At 65.9% G+C, this 16,858-nt stretch carries 18 protein-coding genes; 7 read left to right on the plus strand and 11 right to left on the minus strand.

Translation table 11 applies throughout. From position 1 onward, the window contains the following. Positions 1 to 21: 21 nt before the first annotated feature. The 10 genes from HV701_RS18705 to HV701_RS18750 form a co-directional block, all read right to left on the minus strand. Positions 22 to 819: an ABC transporter ATP-binding protein gene (locus HV701_RS18705; protein WP_175134514.1), complete on the minus strand. Its 798-nt coding sequence runs from the start codon at positions 817 to 819 to the stop codon at positions 22 to 24. Next, on the minus strand, positions 816 to 1,859 hold the full coding sequence (locus HV701_RS18710) for a FecCD family ABC transporter permease (RefSeq protein ID WP_175134515.1): 1,044 nt from the start codon (positions 1,857 to 1,859) through the stop codon (positions 816 to 818). Before HV701_RS18710 ends, HV701_RS18705 begins: the two co-directional genes overlap by 4 nt. Continuing rightward, the gene (ybgF, locus tag HV701_RS18715) at positions 1,859 to 2,551 is read right to left on the minus strand and encodes a tol-pal system protein YbgF (protein WP_175134516.1); all 693 of its coding nucleotides are present in this window, start codon (positions 2,549 to 2,551) and stop codon (positions 1,859 to 1,861) included. Before ybgF ends, HV701_RS18710 begins: the two co-directional genes overlap by 1 nt. A gap of 87 nt (positions 2,552 to 2,638) precedes the next feature. Further along, complete coding sequence (gene pal / locus HV701_RS18720; RefSeq protein ID WP_175134517.1) at positions 2,639 to 3,139, minus strand: peptidoglycan-associated lipoprotein Pal; 501 nt, start codon at positions 3,137 to 3,139, stop codon at positions 2,639 to 2,641. Positions 3,140 to 3,170: 31 nt separating this feature from the next. Beyond that, positions 3,171 to 4,493, minus strand: coding sequence for a Tol-Pal system beta propeller repeat protein TolB (gene tolB / locus HV701_RS18725; protein WP_175134518.1), 1,323 nt, complete (start codon positions 4,491 to 4,493; stop codon positions 3,171 to 3,173). Positions 4,494 to 4,509: 16 nt separating this feature from the next. Next, on the minus strand, positions 4,510 to 5,646 hold the full coding sequence (gene tolA, locus HV701_RS18730) for a cell envelope integrity protein TolA (RefSeq protein WP_175134519.1): 1,137 nt from the start codon (positions 5,644 to 5,646) through the stop codon (positions 4,510 to 4,512). A gap of 30 nt (positions 5,647 to 5,676) precedes the next feature. Next, positions 5,677 to 6,135, minus strand: coding sequence for an ExbD/TolR family protein (locus HV701_RS18735; protein WP_175134520.1), 459 nt, complete (start codon positions 6,133 to 6,135; stop codon positions 5,677 to 5,679). Further along, positions 6,135 to 6,815, minus strand: coding sequence for a protein TolQ (tolQ, locus tag HV701_RS18740; protein WP_175134521.1), 681 nt, complete (start codon positions 6,813 to 6,815; stop codon positions 6,135 to 6,137). Before tolQ ends, HV701_RS18735 begins: the two co-directional genes overlap by 1 nt. Positions 6,816 to 6,817: 2 nt before the next feature. After that, complete coding sequence (gene ybgC, locus HV701_RS18745) at positions 6,818 to 7,240, minus strand: tol-pal system-associated acyl-CoA thioesterase (RefSeq protein WP_175134522.1); 423 nt, start codon at positions 7,238 to 7,240, stop codon at positions 6,818 to 6,820. Between the two features lie 67 nt (positions 7,241 to 7,307). Then, positions 7,308 to 9,038 (minus strand): proline--tRNA ligase, encoded by a 1,731-nt coding sequence (locus HV701_RS18750; protein WP_175134523.1) that lies wholly within the window; start codon positions 9,036 to 9,038, stop codon positions 7,308 to 7,310. Positions 9,039 to 9,103: 65 nt separating this feature from the next. Here HV701_RS18750 and HV701_RS18755 point away from each other — a divergent pair, with 65 nt between their 5' ends. From HV701_RS18755 to HV701_RS18780, 6 genes are all read left to right on the plus strand, one after another. After that, a complete protein-coding gene (locus HV701_RS18755) occupies positions 9,104 to 9,676 on the plus strand; it encodes an RNA pyrophosphohydrolase (RefSeq protein WP_175134524.1) in 573 nt (190 codons plus the stop codon). Then, positions 9,657 to 10,343 carry a response regulator gene (locus tag HV701_RS18760; RefSeq protein WP_020925157.1) on the plus strand — a complete coding sequence of 229 codons (687 nt, stop codon included), beginning with the start codon at positions 9,657 to 9,659 and terminating at the stop codon, positions 10,341 to 10,343. Before HV701_RS18755 ends, HV701_RS18760 begins: the two co-directional genes overlap by 20 nt. Before the next feature lie 7 nt (positions 10,344 to 10,350). Beyond that, positions 10,351 to 11,883, plus strand: coding sequence for a sensor histidine kinase (locus HV701_RS18765; protein WP_254595211.1), 1,533 nt, complete (start codon positions 10,351 to 10,353; stop codon positions 11,881 to 11,883). A gap of 279 nt (positions 11,884 to 12,162) precedes the next feature. Further along, the gene (locus tag HV701_RS18770; RefSeq protein WP_175134525.1) at positions 12,163 to 12,591 is read left to right on the plus strand and encodes a tripartite tricarboxylate transporter TctB family protein; all 429 of its coding nucleotides are present in this window, start codon (positions 12,163 to 12,165) and stop codon (positions 12,589 to 12,591) included. Between the two features lie 6 nt (positions 12,592 to 12,597). Further along, positions 12,598 to 14,121 (plus strand): tripartite tricarboxylate transporter permease, encoded by a 1,524-nt coding sequence (locus HV701_RS18775; RefSeq protein WP_175134526.1) that lies wholly within the window; start codon positions 12,598 to 12,600, stop codon positions 14,119 to 14,121. Between the two features lie 113 nt (positions 14,122 to 14,234). Further along, complete coding sequence (locus tag HV701_RS18780; protein WP_175134527.1) at positions 14,235 to 15,164, plus strand: 2-hydroxyacid dehydrogenase; 930 nt, start codon at positions 14,235 to 14,237, stop codon at positions 15,162 to 15,164. Here HV701_RS18780 and HV701_RS18785 read toward each other — a convergent pair. Beyond that, positions 15,158 to 16,099, minus strand: a complete 942-nt coding sequence (locus tag HV701_RS18785; RefSeq protein ID WP_175134528.1) for a LysR family transcriptional regulator — start codon at positions 16,097 to 16,099, stop codon at positions 15,158 to 15,160. The genes HV701_RS18780 and HV701_RS18785 overlap by 7 nt on opposite strands. Positions 16,100 to 16,223: 124 nt before the next feature. On the opposite strand from HV701_RS18785, the gene HV701_RS18790 reads away from it, so the two are divergent. Beyond that, positions 16,224 to 16,856, plus strand: coding sequence for an FMN-dependent NADH-azoreductase (locus tag HV701_RS18790; protein WP_175134529.1), 633 nt, complete (start codon positions 16,224 to 16,226; stop codon positions 16,854 to 16,856). Positions 16,857 to 16,858 lie beyond the last annotated feature (2 nt).

The raw sequence follows: 16,858 nt of genomic DNA on the forward strand, positions 1-16,858 counted from the left end.
TCCGCGCCGCGCGGCCCCTGTTCAGCGCGGGTGCGCGTCCAGGCCGTCGATCAACACCTGCAAGCGCCCGCGCGAGCAGGCCTCGACCCGTCCCTGGACCCCATACACCGTGGCCAGCGATGCCGGCGTGATGACCTCGGCCGGCGCGCCGGCGGCGGCCAGCCGGCCGCCATGGATCATCACGGCCCGCTCGGCGTGTTGCAATGCCACGTTCAAGTCGTGCAACACGATCACCGTGATCAGTCCGTGCTGCGCGGTTTCCTGCTTCAGCAGCCGCATCACATGGAACTGGTAATTCAGGTCCAGCGCCGACAGCGGTTCGTCCAGCAACAACACACGCGGCCGGCGCACCAGCGCCTGCGCCAAGCCCACCAGCTGCTTCTGGCCGCCGGACAGCGCGTCCAGATAAGACAGCGCCAAGTGGCCGATGCCCAGCCGTTCCAGCAGCCGGTCGATCCCCGGCAGGTCCGCCGGCGGACCCTCGGCTTCGCTGGCGCGGGCCGCCACCAGCACTGACTCGAACACCCGCAGGTGCACGGCGGCCGGCAGGCTTTGCGGCAGATAGGCCAGGTGGCGCGCGCGGGCCGCGAAATCCAGCCGCGCCAGGTCCAGGTCGCCCAGTCGCGCATGGCCGGCGCGCACTTTCACCAGCCCTGCCAGCGCCTTTAGCAGCGTCGATTTGCCGCTGCCATTGGGACCCAGCAGGGCCGTGACCTCGCCGGCGCCCAACCGGGGCAGCGACAGGTCGTGCAGCACCTGCGTGCCGCCATAGCCGGCAGTGATGCCGCCGACCGCCAGCGCCGGCGCGGCGCCCGTCATGGCAGGCTCCGGCGCAGCACCACCGCCACGAAGAATGGAATGCCGATCAGCGAGGTGACGATGCCCACCGGCACGATCACGCCCGGCACCAGATTCTTGGACGCCACCGAAGCGAGCGACAGGATGACGCCGCCCACCAGCGCGCTCCCCGGCAGGAAGAAGCGGTGATCCTCGCCCACCAGGCGGCGGGCGATGTGCGGCGCGATCAGGCCGATGAAGCCAATGGTGCCGACGAACGCCACGGCCAGCGCCGACAGCAGGCTGACGCGGGCCAGCGCCGCCACGCGCACGCGGCGCACGTCCACGCCGAAACTGGCGGCGCGTTCCTCGCCCAACCGCAGCGCGGTCAATTTCCAGGACTGACGCATGGCCAGCGGCAGCGCCAGCGCGAACGCCAGCCCCAGGATGGCCACGGTGGTCCAGCTGGAGCGCGCCAGGCTGCCCATGGTCCAGAACACCAGGTTCTGCAGGGCCTCGGCGCTGGCGGTGAACTGCACCAGCGACACCAGCGCGTTGAAGGTGAACACCATGGCGATGCCGAACAACACCACGCCCGGGGTATTCAGGCCCCCCCGGCGCGCGACGCCGTCCAGCAACAGCGCCGCCAGCATGGCGAACAGGAAGGCGTTGCCGGCGATCAGCCAGCCCTCGGAAATCCCGGGCACGCCCAGGTGCAGCACGATCGCCAGCGATGCGCCGAAGGCGGCCGCCGACGACACGCCCAGCGTGAACGGGCTGGCCAGGGGGTTGTTCAGAATGGTCTGCATTTCGGCGCCAGCCAGGCCCAGCGCCATGCCCACCAGCGCGGCCATCAGCGCGTAGGGCAGCCGGATATCCCAGACGATGACGCGTAGCGTCGGGTCGGACGAGGCTGGCGCGCTCAGGGCCTGCCACAACTCGGCGGCACTCAGCGCGGACGGCCCCACGGTGAAGTCCAGCAGCAGCCCAATGCAAATCGCCGCCAGCAGCAGGGCGATGAGCCCCGCGCGGCGGCGCAGAATGTGCCGGTAGGCGGCAACCGCGGTGGCGGCTTGCGCCATTACTGCAGCAGTTGCAGGCGGCTCTTGGCCGTGGTGGCGGCCGGCGTGGTCGGATAGTCGCGCACGATGCGTTGCAGCGTGGTCTTGGCGCCGGCGCGGTTGTTCAGCTCGATCTGGCTGCCGGCGATGACCAGCAGGGCGTCCGGCGCGCGGGCGTTGTCGGGGGCTTTCTGCACCATGGCGGTCAACTGCTCGATCGCGCCCTTGAAGTCCTTCAGCGCATAGCGGCTGCTGCCCAGGTAGAACTGGGCGCTGGGCGCAAGCTGGCTGGCCGGGTAGAGCGCGGTGAACGCGGCCAGCGATTCGGAGGCGTCCTTGTACTGGCCCTTGCGGAACAGGTCGATGGCGCCATCGTAGGCGGCTTGTTCCTGCGGATCGCCCGCGGTGGCGCCCGGCGGGTTGGCGCCGCCCGGGGCGCCTCCCGGCCGGTTGCCGCTGGGCTGCTGGCGCGATACCAGTTCGAGCTGGTCGCGCAACTGGGCGATTTCCTGCTGCAGGGCCTGGATCTGGTCGGCCAGTTGCAGCTTGGCGCGTTGGTTCTGCTCGTTCTGTTGCTGCACCTGCTGGCGCAAATCCAGGATGGCCTTGCGGGCCTCATCATCGGAGAAAGCGTGGGCAGGCGCCGCCAGGGCAGCCAGCACCAGGCCGGTGGCCGCCAGCAAGGGACGCAGGGACAGAACGGTATCGCGCATGAAAATTCCCAGGGATCAAAAAACAAACGTCGGAACGGCCGGCTGACCGTCCCGACGCGTGGTGGGGCACTTAACTATACGGAAAGCTTAACGCTGATAGACGATATCGGCGCGGCGGTTTTCCGCAAAGTCGGCTTCCGACGAGCCAGTCGCCTTCGGCTTTTCCTTGCCGAAGCTGATGGTCTCGATCTGGTTGTCGCTGACGCCCAGCAGGGTCATCATGCGACGCACGGCGTCGGCACGGCGCTGGCCCAGGGCCAGGTTGTATTCGGCGCCGCCGCGTTCGTCGGTGTTGCCTTCGATCTTGATTTTTTGCTGCTGGTGCGAAGCCAGGTAGCGGGCGTGGGTCTCCACCAGGCCACGGTACTGGTCGGAGACCGTGTAGCTGTCGAAGTCAAAGTATACCGAGCGCTGTTGCGCCAGGATGCTTTGAGGGTTGAAGGGATCAAGGATCTGGCCAGTAGCCGAGGATCCTTGGCCAGCGCCTCCGCCCTGACCCGCTTTATCGTCGAGAGGGACGGAGCTGCAAGCTGCCAGGGTGGCAGCCAGCGCGGCGATGGTTAGGCTTTTGGCAATGCGCGACTTCATGATAGTTCCTTTGCAAAGAGAGTCACACGTGTTATCGGGTAAATGGGCCCCAAGTCGGTTCACGTATTTCCCCGTTCAGTACCGAAAGCGTCTGCCGTACGCGACCATCGCTCGAAACACCTGCAAGCACGCTACGTCCGTTTTGGATGGCGGCGTAGAGGACTTGCATGCCATTCGGCGCGAAGCTTGGCGACTGATCGTCACGACCATCGGTCAGCAAGGTCTCCGTGCCTGAGGACAGGTTCAACGATGCGATACGGAACGCGCCGTCTCGTCTGGCAACGTACAGCAGCGTCGATCCATCTGGGGAAATTCGGGGTGAGATGTTGTAACCACCATTAAACGTGAGGCGGCGAGCATCGCCACCGTCCAGGCCGGTTTGATAAATTTGCGGCCCGCCGCTGCGGTCACTGGTAAAGATAATGGAACGGCCGTCCGGCGTAAAGCTCGGCTCGGTGTCAATCCCGGGAGAACGCGTAACGCGCTTCATATTCGAGCCGCCGGCCGCGCTGACGATGTAAATTTGCGACAGCCCATCACGCGTCAGGGCCACGGCGAGCTGCGTGCCATCGGGCGACCAGCCGGGTGCGCTGTTGTTGCCCTTGAAGTTGGCGACCGGCACGCGGGCGCTGGTGGCCAGCGTATGCACATACACCACGGGCTTGCCGGATTCGAAGCTCACGTAGGCCAGCTTGGAACCATCGGGTGACCAGGCCGGCGAGATGATCGGCTCGCGCGAGCGCAGGGCCACCTGGGGATTCTGGCCGTCGGCGTCAGCCACCTGCAGTTCGTAGGTGGCGCCTTGCTTGAGCACGTAGGCGATGCGGGTCGAGAACACGCCGCGCACGCCGGTGATCTTTTCGTAGATGCGGTCGGCGATCTGGTGGGCGACGCGGCGCAGTTCCTGTTCGGTGCCCGAGAACGCCACGCCATCGAGCTGGTTCTTCTTGACCGTGTCGGCCAGGCGGTAGCGGACGTCGTAGCGGCCGTCATTGCCGCGCACGATGCTGCCATAGGCGATGAAGTCGGCCCCCTTGGCACGCCAGTCGTCGTGGGCGATGGGGGAATCGACATTCAGGCCGGAGCCGGCGGCGCTGATCAGGCGGAACTGGCCGGTGCGGGTCAGGTCGGCGCGGATCACCTCTGCCAGGGCGCGGCCATGGGCGTCGTCCACCGCGAAGTCGGCGATCGCCACGGGGTATTGGGTGGCACCGGTGCCGGAAATGTCGACGCGCAACTGCGCCTGGGCCGGCTTCATGGCCATCAGGCAGGCAAGCGCCAACAGCAGCAGGCCGAGTCCATACGATCGCCAGAGAGCGAGGGGGGGAACTCGTCGGCTAGGGGCGGGAGTCATAATCAGCAATCTCCTGTCAATCATACATTCTGTAGACAACGTCAATGATGGGCTCGTAGCGGCCGGTCGAAGGCTTGGGGAAGGGGTTGCAGCGGCGGATGCCGGTCTCGACCGCACGGTCGAAGCCCGCGTTGCCGGAGGAACTGGTCAATGTGACCCCGTTCACCTTCCCGTCAGAACCTAACTTTACCCGGTATTGGGCTGTCGGATTGTTCGATCCGCTGCGCGGCGGAGGCGGGTAGGCCACGCCAGGTTGCACGCAGGCGCGGACCTTGGCGCCATAGCCGCTGTCGTTGCCGCCACCGGCCTGGTTGCGATCCGCGGTGCCGCCGGGGATGCCGGCCGCGCCCAGGGCGTCGTTGCGGAACGCGTCCTTGAGCGCCTTGTCGGCTGCGGCCTTCTTGGCGGCTTCTTCCTTGGCCTTCTTCTCGGCAGCGGCCTTCGCCGCGGCAGCTTTCTCGGCTGCGGCTTTCTCGGCCGCGGCTTTCTCGGCCGCGGCTTTCTCCGCCGCCGCCTTTTCGGCGGCCGCCTTCTTGGCGGCATCTTCCTTGGCCTTCTTTTCGGCAGCCGCCTTCTCGGCCGCGGCCTTGTCCGCCGCCGCCTTGTCCGCGGCGGCCTTTTCGGCTGCGGCCTTTTCAGCGGCGGCTTTCTCGGCTGCCTGGCGTTCCTGTTCGAGGCGCTTCTTTTCCTTCAACTCGGCCTGTTTGCGCTCTTCCGCCAGGCGCGCCTTTTCCTTTGCAGCCTCGGCCTCCTGGCGAGCCTGTTCTTCCTGCTCGCGCTTTTTCTTGGCTTCCTGCAGGGCGATTTCCGGATCCACTTCTTCCGCTTTGGGCTGGGCCTGCGGTTCCGGCTTGGGCGGCGGCGCGGGCGCCGGCTCGGGCTGCTTCTGCGGCTCGGGCTCGGGCTCCGGTTGCGGCTTGGGCTCGGGTTTGGGCGGTTCGGGCTGCGGCGGGGGGGGGACCGGTGAATTGCCGTCGGCCCACAATTGCACTTGCACCGGACCGGGATTTTCGGTGTGCCAGTTCAGATTGACGATCAACACGGCCAGCAGCAGCGCGTGCACCAGCAACGCCAGGATCAGGGCGATCCGGTTGTCGTTGTTGGGGGGCGTGGCCGGCGGGCCGCTGTGGTGTCGAATAATGGGTGGGGTCATGGGCATTGCGAGCCGGCGGAAGGCCTCGCGTTAGCGTTTTTTCGCAGGAGCGGGCTGATTGCCGCCGGCGGATTGGTCCACCAGCAGGCCCAGGCGGGTGATGCCATTGGTACGCAGTTCGTCCATGACCTTCACCACCGTTTCGTAAGGCACCTTGCCGTCGGCCGCGATCACCACCGGCGTCTCGGCCGTGATGCGCGAACGCACCTGCGCCACCAGCTCGGGGCGGGCGATGTCCTGCATGGTGGCGCCGGGTTCGCGAATGCGCAGCGCGATCTTGCCGTCTTCCGAAATCTGGACTTCCAGGGGCTTGACCGGAACGTCCGACGCCGCGCCAACCGAGGGCAGCTGGATCAGGCCCGGCGTGATCAGCGGCGCGGTCACCATGAAGATGACCAGCAGCACCAGCATCACGTCGATGTAGGGCACCACATTGATGTCGGCCTTCATGCGGCGGCCGGACCTGCCGCGCGAGCTTAGCGAGGGCATCAGCGCACCTGCCGTTGCAGAATGTTCAGGAATTCATCGACGAAGCTGTCGAAGCGGATCGAGATGCGGTCGATGTCGTTGGTGAAGCGGTTGTAGGCCACCACGGCGGGGATGGCGGCGAACAGGCCGATGGCGGTGGCGATCAGCGCTTCGGCAATGCCGGGGGCCACCGAGGCCAGCGTGGCCTGCTGCATGTTCGACAGGCCGATGAAGGCGTGCATGATGCCCCAGACAGTGCCGAGCAGGCCGATATAGGGCGAAACCGAGCCGGCCGAAGCCAGGAAGTTCAGGTGCGACTCCAGCGCGTCCATTTCGCGCTGGTAGGCGGCGCGCATGGCGCGGCGCGGGCCGTCGAGCAGGGCGGTGGCGTCATTGACGGCGCCGCCACGGCGGGCTTTCAGGAATTCGGTCATGCCGGCGTCGAAGATGCGGGCCAGCGCGCCTTGCTCGTCGCGGCGCGATGCCACGGCCTGTTGCAGCATCGACAGGTCGCCGCCCGACCAGAAGTCGTCCTCGAAACGGCGGGTCTGGGCATGGGCGCGCTTGATGGCCAGCCGCTTGGCGAAGATGTAGGTCCAGGACATGATCGAGATGCCAAGGAGCATCAGCATGATCAACTGGACCGGCACGCTGGCGTGCGTAATCAACGAAAGCAACGACATGTCGTTGGTGGCTTGCATGGTTATTCCTGAATTGATTCCAGTTTGGCGCGGACGTCGGCCGGCAGTTCCACCGGCCGCATGTGGACGGCATCGACGCAGCAGACTTGGATATTGCCTTCGGCAAGCAGTTCCCCGTCCCGTTCTGCGCGCTGCGCGAAGTGTATCGAAGCGCGGCCCAGTCGTGTGACCCGGCTGCGTATGGTAAGCAAATCGTCCAGTCTGGCCGGCTTGCGATAGGACATGTCCAGCGAGCGGACGACGAACAGCCGCTGTTCGCTGGCGGCCAGGCCGGATTGGTTGACCCCCAGGTCGCGCAGCCATTCGGTGCGGGCGCGCTCCAGGAATTTCAAGTAGTTGGCGTAGAAAACCACCCCGCCCGCGTCCGTGTCCTCGTAATAGACACGGACTTGCAGGAGGGATTCGGCGGACTTCGGATCGGTCACGATGCGGGTTTCGATAATGCGGGTCGGGACGCGGAAAGTCCGTTCTTGCTTCAGGGTTTAAGGCGGTTCACAGCGTGTCGAGTTTCGTCAGCACGGCTTCAAGCGCGGACTCTACCGGAATCTTGGCCGCTTCGGTTTCGCGACGGGCCTGCAATTCCACCACACCGTCGTTCAAGCCGCGTTCTCCAACTGTTACACGGAGCGGCGCGCCGATCAATTCCCACTCGGCGAACATCACGCCCGGGCGGGCGTCGCGGTCGTCCAGGATGACGTCCACGCCGCGCGCCAGCAGCGATTCGTACAGTTTCAGAGAGGTGTTACGCACGGTTTCGCTTTTGCCCCAGCCCACCGGGCAGATGACGACTTCGAACGGTGCGATGGCGCGCGGCCAGATGATGCCGCGGGCATCGTGGTTCTGCTCGATGGCGGCGCCGACGATGCGGGTGACGCCGATGCCGTAGCAGCCCATTTCCAGGACGGCCGGCTTGCCGGTCTCGTCCAGGAAGGTGGCCTTGAGGGCTTCGGAGTACTTTTTACCCAGGTAGAAAACGTGGCCGACCTCGATGCCGCGCTGGATCGACAGCGTGCCCTTGCCATCCGGCGAGGGATCGCCGGCCACCACGTTGCGCAGGTCGGCCACCCGTTCCGGCTCGGGCAGGTCGCGGCCCCAGTTCACGCCCTGGATGTGGAAATCTTCGCGGTTGGCGCCGCAGACGAAATCGGCCATGTTGGCCACGGTGCGGTCGGCGATGACGTGTACCGGGCGCACGGTGCGCACCGGCCCCAGGTAGCCGGGCTTGCAGCCGAAATGCTCGACGATCTCGGTTTCCGTGGCGAAACGGAAACCGGCCAGGCCCGGCAGCTTGCCGGCCTTGATTTCGTTGAGTTCGTGGTCGCCGCGCAGCAGCAGCAGCCAGATGTCGACCTTGCCCTTGTCGCCGTCGGTGGCCAGGACAATGGACTTCACCGTGCGCTCCAGCGGCAGCCCCAGCAGGCGTGCCACGTCCTCGCACTTGGCCGCGCCCGGGGTGGCCACGTCGGCCATCGGCTGGGTGGCCGCGCCGCGCTCGGCGTACAGGCAGGGCGCCTCGGCCAGTTCGATGTTGGCGGCGTAGTCGGAATCGGCGTTGTAGACCAGCAGGTCCTCGCCGGTGTCGGCGATCACCTGGAATTCATGGCTGCGGCTGCCGCCGATGGAGCCGGTATCGGCCGCCACCGCGCGGAACTCCAGGCCCAGTCGGCCGAAGATGCGCATGTAGGCGGCGTACATGTTGTCGTAGCTGCGCTGGGCGCCGGCCTCGTCGCGGTCGAAGGAGTAGGCATCCTTCATGGTGAATTCCCGGCCGCGCATCAACCCGAAGCGGGGGCGGCGCTCGTCCCGGAACTTGGTCTGGATGTGATAGAAATTCAACGGCAACTGCCGGTAGCTGTGGATCTCGTTGCGGGCGATGTCGGTGATCACCTCTTCGGAGGTCGGCTGCAGCACGAAATCGCGCTGGTGCCGGTCCTTGATGCGCAGCAGTTCGGCGCCGTACTGCTCCCAGCGGCCCGATTCCATCCAGAGTTCGGCCGGCTGGACCACCGGCATCAGCAGTTCGATGGCGCCGGAGGCGTTCATTTCCTCCCGGACGATCGCCTCGACCTTGCGGATGATCTTCAGGCCCAGGGGCATGTAGGTGTAGATGCCACCCGCGAGCTTGCGGATCATGCCGGCCCGGGTCATCAGCTGGTGGCTGGCGACTTCGGCTTCGGAAGGGGCTTCTTTGAGGGTGTTGATGTGGTAGTTGGATGCGCGCATGTTTAAAGGTGGCAGCAGATACGTATAATCGACTGTAATTGTATTGAATTCGGTGGGGGTGGCCCATGCTTGACCGCGAAGGCTACCGCCCCAATGTCGGCATCATTCTCGTCAATAACAGAAACGAGGTCTTTTGGGGCAAGCGTATCAGGGAACATGCCTGGCAGTTCCCGCAGGGCGGCATCAAGTACGGCGAAAGCCCGGTGCAGGCCATGTATCGCGAGCTCCATGAAGAGGTGGGCCTGAAGCCCGAGCATGTCCGTATTTTGGGGCGTACACGCGATTGGTTACGTTATAACGTGACCGATCACTTCGTCCGGCGTGAGTGGCGCGGCCACTATAAAGGACAAAAGCAGATTTGGTTCTTGTTGCGCCTGGTGGGACGTGACAGCGACGTTTGCCTGCGCGCGACGCAGCATCCGGAATTCGACGCCTGGCGCTGGAGCCAGTACTGGGTGCCGTTGGATGCCGTGATCGAGTTCAAGCGCGACGTCTACACCCAGGCGTTGAACGAGTTGTCGGCAATCCTCTTTCGGCGTCATCACGAAACCCGCTACCTGCGTCAGCGCGTGCATGGGCAGCGGACGGCAGAAAACTTGCCCGAAGGAACGGACGGTCATGCGCATATTGTTGGTTGAAGATGAACGGGACATGGCGTCCTGGCTGATGCGCGCGCTCGCGCAAAGCGGGTTTGTGCCGGATCACGCCGCCGACGCGCGCACGGCCGAAGCGTTCATGGCGGGCACCGAATACGATGCCATCGTCATGGACCTGCGCCTGCCCGACAAGCATGGCCTGGTGGTGCTGCGCGAGATGCGCAACCGCGACGACCGCACCCCAGTGCTGCTGCTGACCGCCCAGGGCGCGCTGCAGGACCGGGTGCGCGGGCTGAACCTGGGCGCCGATGACTTCCTCACCAAGCCCTTCGCCCTCGAAGAACTGGAAGCCCGCCTGACCGCGCTGGTGCGCCGCAGCCGCGGCCGCCAGCATCCGCGCCTGCAGTGCGGCTCGCTGTCCTACGACAGCGAAAGCCGCGCCTTCACGCTGGACGGTTCGCTGTTGTTCCTGACCCCGCGCGAGCACGCCGCCCTGGCGGCCCTGCTGACGCGCAGCGGCTATCCGGTGGACAAGTCGCAACTGTTCGGCAAGGTGTTCACCCACGACAGCGAGGCCAACCCCGACGCCATCGAGGTGGTGCTGCATCGCCTGCGCAAGAAGCTGGCTGGCAGCGACGTGCGCATCGTCACCGTGCGCGGGCTGGGCTACATGCTGGAGAGCGTCGCCAGCGAAGCCGCCGACTCCTGACCCCCACGTGAGCCTCCGGATTCCTGGGTTGCCGCGGGTCGGCATCCGCGCGCTGCTGATCATCCTGCTGCTGCCCGGCGTGGTGGCGCTGCTGGTCATCGACAGCCTGAACGACTACCGCACCCTTTCCGAAATCACCAACGAGGCCTACGACAGCGCGCTGGTCGAACCCGCCCGGGTCCTGGAAAGCAGTCTGGAGTTCACGCCCGACGGGTCGCTGCAGGTGGCCACGCCCCTGTACGCCCAGGTCATGCTGGAATCGCGCGCCGGGCTGCGCAAGTACTTCCGCATCGAACAGATCGATCCGCCGCTGCCGGACGGTGCGCCGGTGCCGACCGCGCAGGGCAAGACCCTGCTGGGCATGCCCGAGCTGCCGCGCCCGCCGAGCTGGCCGCGTTCCAATGGCCCGCCGGTGTTCTACGACGGCGTCTACCGCAACGACCCGGTGCGGGTGGTGTCGCTGGTGCGTGACCTGTACTACCAAGGGGCGCATCGCCAGGTGCTGGTGCTGGTCGCCGAAAGCACCGGCAAGCGCATCGAGGCCGAAAACAGCGCCCGCCGGCAGGAAATCCTGCGCGATGCCCGCATGCTGGCGCTGGTGGTGCTGCTGGTGTGGTGGGGCGTGTCCTGGGCCCTGAAGCCGTTGCGCCGCCTGCGCGCCGACATCCGCAACCGCCGGCCCGACGACCTGACCGCGCTCGACGCATCGCGCGTGCCCAGCGAGGTGGCGCCGCTGGTCGATGCCGTCAATCACCACATCGCCCGCTACCGCCGCGTGCTCGAAGAGCAATCACACTTCCTGGCGGACGCGTCGCACCAATTGCGCACGCCGCTGGCCATCATGCTGACCCAGGCGCAATACGCCCTGCGCGAGCGCGACCCGGCCCGGGCCCAGGAGGGATTGCGCGCGATCGTCGACCAACTGGGACGCACCCGGCGCCTGACCGAGCAGTTGTTGTCGCTGGCCCACGCCAACCAGTCGGACCAGGTGCCACGGCAATTGCTCGACATGAATGCCGTATCGCGTGAAGTGGTATTGCAATACCTGCCGCTGGCGCACGAGAAACAGCAGGATCTGGGCTGGGTGCAGGCCGTCAACGAGCAAGGCCAGGAAGCCGAGGCGCCGGCGTCCGGCAACGAAGCCGAATTGCACGAAGCGTTGTCCAACCTGGTGCACAACGCCATCCACTACGCGCCGGTGGGCGCGCGCATCACGGTCTCGGTCGGCCGGGTCGATAAGCGTATCGAGGTGGCCGTGTCCGACAACGGTCCTGGCCTGGAACCGCTCTTGCGCGCCCGGGCCTTCGCCCGTTTCGAGCGGGTCGGCACCGACAAGCCGGTGGCTTCCTCGGGGTCGGGGCTGGGGCTGGCCATCGCCCGCGCCTATGCCCGCCGCAATGACGGCGATATCGAATTGCGCGACGGCGAGCCCAACGCCCAGGGCGGAGTGGGCCTGGCGGCGGTGCTGTGGCTGCCGCTGGCGACGACCGTATCGCAATACCCGCGGTCGGCCGACGCCGAGTTCAGCGGCGAACAATGACCGGCGGGCGCGCAGCCGCGCCCAAGCTTTCATTCGGTTGTCCTCCTCGATCTTGCGCTTCGCTCGGATTCCCATCAGGGATAACCCCCGAATTCAGCATCGCGACAGCGCACAGAAAGCGAATTAGCAGCTTCCTTCCGTAATCTGCCAGCCGGCTTGCTGGAAAAAGCCGGACGGCGCACGTCTTGGGTGCCGTCCCGAGGGTCCGCACGACCCTGCTTCAGGAGGAAGGAAGTGCAAAAAACAATTAATAGAAAGGACTATTACGGCGGTGCGCTGATGGTCCTTGTCGGATTGGGGGCGATCTATGGTGGTACGGACTATCACATCGGAACGCTCAGTCACATGGGGCCGGGGTTCTTTCCCGCGGCACTGGGCGCACTGCTGGCGCTAACCGGGATCCTGATCGCGATCTCGGCGCGTTCCGGCGAATCCACGCCTCCCGCGCCTGGCGACGGCCATGCGCACGGACTGCCGGATTTCCGTGGCAGCGCCTGCATTCTGCTGGGCACGCTGGCCTTCCTGTTGCTGGGCCATTACGGCGGGCTGCTGCCGGCCACGTTTGCCATTGTGTTCATCTCGGCCCTGGGCGACCGCAAGAATACGGTCAAGCAGGCGTTCGTGTTGTCGGTCGGCATGTCCGTCATCGCGGTGGTGGTTTTCTGGTGGGCGCTGCAACTGCAGCTGCCGCTGTTTCGTTGGGGTTGATGCGCCATGATTTCTCAAGCTTTGACCGACCTCTGGTACGGCTTCGGCGTCGCGTTCCAGCTCCACAATCTGATGTGGTCGTTCTTCGGCGTGCTGGTGGGCAACCTCATCGGCGTGCTGCCGGGCATGGGCGCGCTGTCGGCCATCTCGATCCTGCTGCCGCTCACCTACGTGATGCACCCGGTGCCTGCCATCCTGATGCTGGCCGGCATCTTCTATGGCTCGCAATACGGTGGCGCCATCGGCGCGATCCTGCTCAACCTGCCTTCGCACCCGCCGCACGCGGTCACCTGCCTTGACGGGTATCCGATGACCAAGCAGGGCAAGGGCGGGACGGCGCTCGGTATCACGATGATCTGCTCGTTCTTCGCGGCGTCGGTCGGCATCATCGTCATGATCTTCGCCTCGCCGCTGCTGGTCGAAATCGCGTTCAAGTTCGGCCCGACCGAGATCTTCTCGATCATGCTGCTGGGCCTGCTGGCCGGCGCCACCATGTCGCGTGGTTCGCCGCTCAAGGGCGTGGCCATGACGCTGTTCGGCCTGATGTGCGGCGTGGTCGGCACCGACGTGAACACCGGCACCATCCGCTTCTCGTTCGGCCTGCTCGACCTGTCCGATGGCCTGGAACTGGTGGCGATCTCGATGGGCCTGTTCGGCGTGGCCGACTTCCTCATGAGCGTCAACCGCATGACCATCATCGGCAGCGGCGCCAAGCTGAGCCTGCGCGACATGCGTCCGAGCAAGCAGGAACTGAAAAAGGCCTTCTGGCCGATGGTGCGCGGCACGGCCGTCGGCACGCTGTTCGGCGCCATGCCCGGCACCGGTCCCACCATCACCACCTTCGTGGCCTACGCCCTGGAGCGCAAGATCTCCAAGACGCCCGAGAAGTTCGGCACCGGCATGATCGCCGGCGTGGCCTCGCCGGAAGCCTCGTCGCACTCGAAGACGCAGGTCGACTTCATCCCGACCATGAGCCTGGGCATTCCTGGTGACGCGGTGATGGCGCTGATCCTGGGGGCCCTGCTGATCCAGGGTATCCAGCCTGGTCCGCAGCTCATTACCGAGCACCCGGACATCTTCTGGGGCCTGATCGCCAGCTTCTGGGTCGGCAACGTGCTGCTGATGGTGCTCAACGTGCCGCTGATCGGCGTGTGGGTCAAGCTGCTGCAGGTGCCTTACCGGTATCTGTTCCCGTCGGCCATGTTCTTCATCGCGGTGGGCGTCTTCAGTACCCAGAACAGCCTGTTCCAGATCTGGGAAGTACTGGCTTTCGGGGTGATCGGCGCCATTCTGATGACGCTGGAATTCTCGGTCGCGCCCATCCTGCTCGGCTTCGTGCTGGGGCCCATGGTCGAAGAGAACTTCCGCCGTGCCCTGCTGTTGTCGCGCGGTAACCTGGCCGTGTTCATCGAGCGCCCCATCAGCGCCTGGTTCATCGCCGCCAGTACGCTGCTGGTCGTGCTGCAACTGTGGGCCTTTGCGCGCCGCAACCGCAACAAGAACAAGCCTGCGGTGACGCAAGCGGCCTGATCGGCTTGCGGTCGTTGTTTCTGGCGAACGGCCCGGCTTCATGCCGGGCCGTTTGATTTACGCGCCATCTTCCCCCATGCTTGCGGTTTCTCTCGCTCGTCCGGATTCCCGCCATGCATATCCTCTTTGCCTGTCCCCTGCACGACCCCGACGTCTGGGTCCCGCGCCTGGAAGCCGCCATGCCCGGCTGTCGCATTTCCGTCTGGAATCCCGATGGCCCGCCGTCCGGCGCCGAGGTCGCTCTGGTATGGAAACCACCGGTCGAGCTGTTCCAGCACGAGACCCGCATCGAGACGCTGTTCAACCTGGGTGCTGGCGTGGACGCGTTGCTCCAGATGAAAGAGATTCCGCCGCACGTGCGCATCGTCCGCCTCGAGGACGCCGGCATGTCGGTGCAGATGGCCGAGTACGCGCTCTATGCGCTGCTGCGCGTGTCGCGCGATTTCCAGGCTTTCGACGAGTCGCAGGCGCGCCAGCACTGGGACACCCGCGAAGGCACGCGCCAGGCCGATTGGCCGGTGGGCGTGCTGGGCCTGGGCCAGGTCGGCGCGCGCGTGGCGCAGACGCTGGCCGAATTTGGCTATCCGGTCGCGGGCTGGTCGCGCAGCCCGCGCGAGATCCCTGGCGTGCAATCCTTTTCCGGCCAGGACGCGTTGCCGGCGTTCCTGGCCCGCACCCGCTTCCTGGTGAACGTGCTGCCGCTCACGTCCGACACCCGCGGCATCCTCAACCGTGACACGCTCGGCCAGTTGCTGCCCGAGGCGCATCTGGTCAACGTCGGCCGGGGTGAACACCTGGTCGAGGAAGACCTGGTGCAGATGCTCGAAGAAGGGGAAATCGCCGGCGCGACGCTGGACGTGTTCCATACCGAGCCGCTGCCCAAGGACCATCCGTTCTGGCGCGATCCGCGGGTGCATGTCACGCCACACATCGCCGCCCGCACGCTGCGCGACGAGAGCATCGAGCAGATCGCCGGCAAGGTCGCCCGGCTGATGCGCGGCGAACCCATCACCGGCGTGGTCGAGCGCGCGCGCGGCTATTGAGCCGCAGGCGCCGTGGCGCCTTGCTTCTCCAGCCGCTGATAGGTGGGGGGCAGGCGCTGCGACAGGAAGTCCAGCAACGTGCGCACGGCCGGCATCATGCCGCGCCGCGACGGGTAAATGCAGTGCACGATGCCTTCCGGGGATTGCCATTGCGGCAGCACCGGCACCAACTGGCCGCGGCGCAGTTCTTCCTGGGTCGCGATCGATGGCAACAGCGCGATGCCGCGGCCGCGCACGGCGGCTTCCACCAGCACGATGAAGTCATTGCATGACAGCTGCGGCTTGAGCTCGATATGCACCTCTTCACCCTTGTCGTTGCGTAGCGGCCAGCGCACCTCGTTCTGCGGGTCGCTGAAACTCAGCGTGGTATGCGATGCCAGATCCTGCGGCGTGTCGGGCGCGCCGTGACGCTGGATGTAGGCCGGGCTGGCCACCAGCGTGCCGCGCGCGGTGCCCAGATGGCGCACCACCAGTTCGGCGTCGGTGTCGAGCTTGGTGCGCACGCGTAGCGCCAGATCCACGCCCTCGCGGATCAGGTCCACCCGGCGGTTGGTCACTAGCAACTGCACTGAAATGGCCGGCCAGGCGTCCAGGAATTCCGGCAGCAGCGGCGCCAGCACGTCCTGCGCGATCGAGACCGGACAACTGACCACCACCGGCCCGGTGGGCTCGGCCTGCAGCTGGCGCATGGCGTCGTCGGCGGCGCGGGCCGAGGCGGCCATCTCGCGGCAGTAGTGCAGATAGCGTTCACCGGCGGCGGTCAGGCGCAGGCGCCGCGTGGTGCGTTGCAGGAGCCGCACGCCCAGGCTTTCTTCCAGGTGCGAAATGCGGCGTGACAGGCGGGATTTGGGAATATCCAGGGCCCGCGCCGCGGCGCTGAAACCGCCTTGTTCGACGACTTGGGAAAAATAATAGAGGTCGTTTAGATCTTGCATGATTGTTCTATGTTTGGAACGAACAGTTCATCATACCTGGGTTTATGTGATCAATTAAGCGATCTACAGTGACGCCATGCACTCAAGACCCGCGCTTTTCGCGGTCCGCACTGGAGATCACGTTATGAAGACCCTTGTCATCCTGTCCTCGATTCTCGGCAGCCGCTCGCACAGCAAGGAGCTGGCCGACCACATGGTGGCCCGCATCAAGCAGGCCGATCCCGCCGCTGTCGTCACCATCCGTGATCTCGGCGCCGAACCGTTGCCGTACTTCGATGGCGCCACCGCTGGCGCGCTGTTCACGCCCGCCGATGCGCGCACGCTGGAGCAGCAACGCATCGTCGAACGTGGCGATGCCCTGATCGCGGAACTGCTGCAGGCCGATCGTGTCGTGTTCGCGGTGCCGGTCTATAACTTCAACCTGCCGGCCCAGTTCAAGAGCTATCTGGATCACGTGGCCCGTGCCGGGGTCACGTTCCGTTATACGCCGGAAGGCGTGGCCGAGGGGCTGGTGAAGGGTAAGCAGGTGTTCGTGCTGACGGCGCGCGGCGGCAAGGCCGAAGGCACCCCCAACGACACCATGACTCCGTACTTGCGGCAGATGCTCGGCTTCCTGGGCATGAACGAGGTCACCTTCATCGCCGCCGAAGGCATGGCGATGGGCGAAGTCGCGGCGCTCGAAGGGGTGGCGCTGGCGCGCCAGCGCATCGATGCGCTCGACCTGGCGCCGGCGCAGGTTGCGCGGCAAGCGGCCTGAGG

Source organism: Achromobacter pulmonis (assembly GCF_902859765.1).
In the GTDB taxonomy this organism is placed as follows: domain Bacteria; phylum Pseudomonadota; class Gammaproteobacteria; order Burkholderiales; family Burkholderiaceae_B; genus Achromobacter; species Achromobacter pulmonis.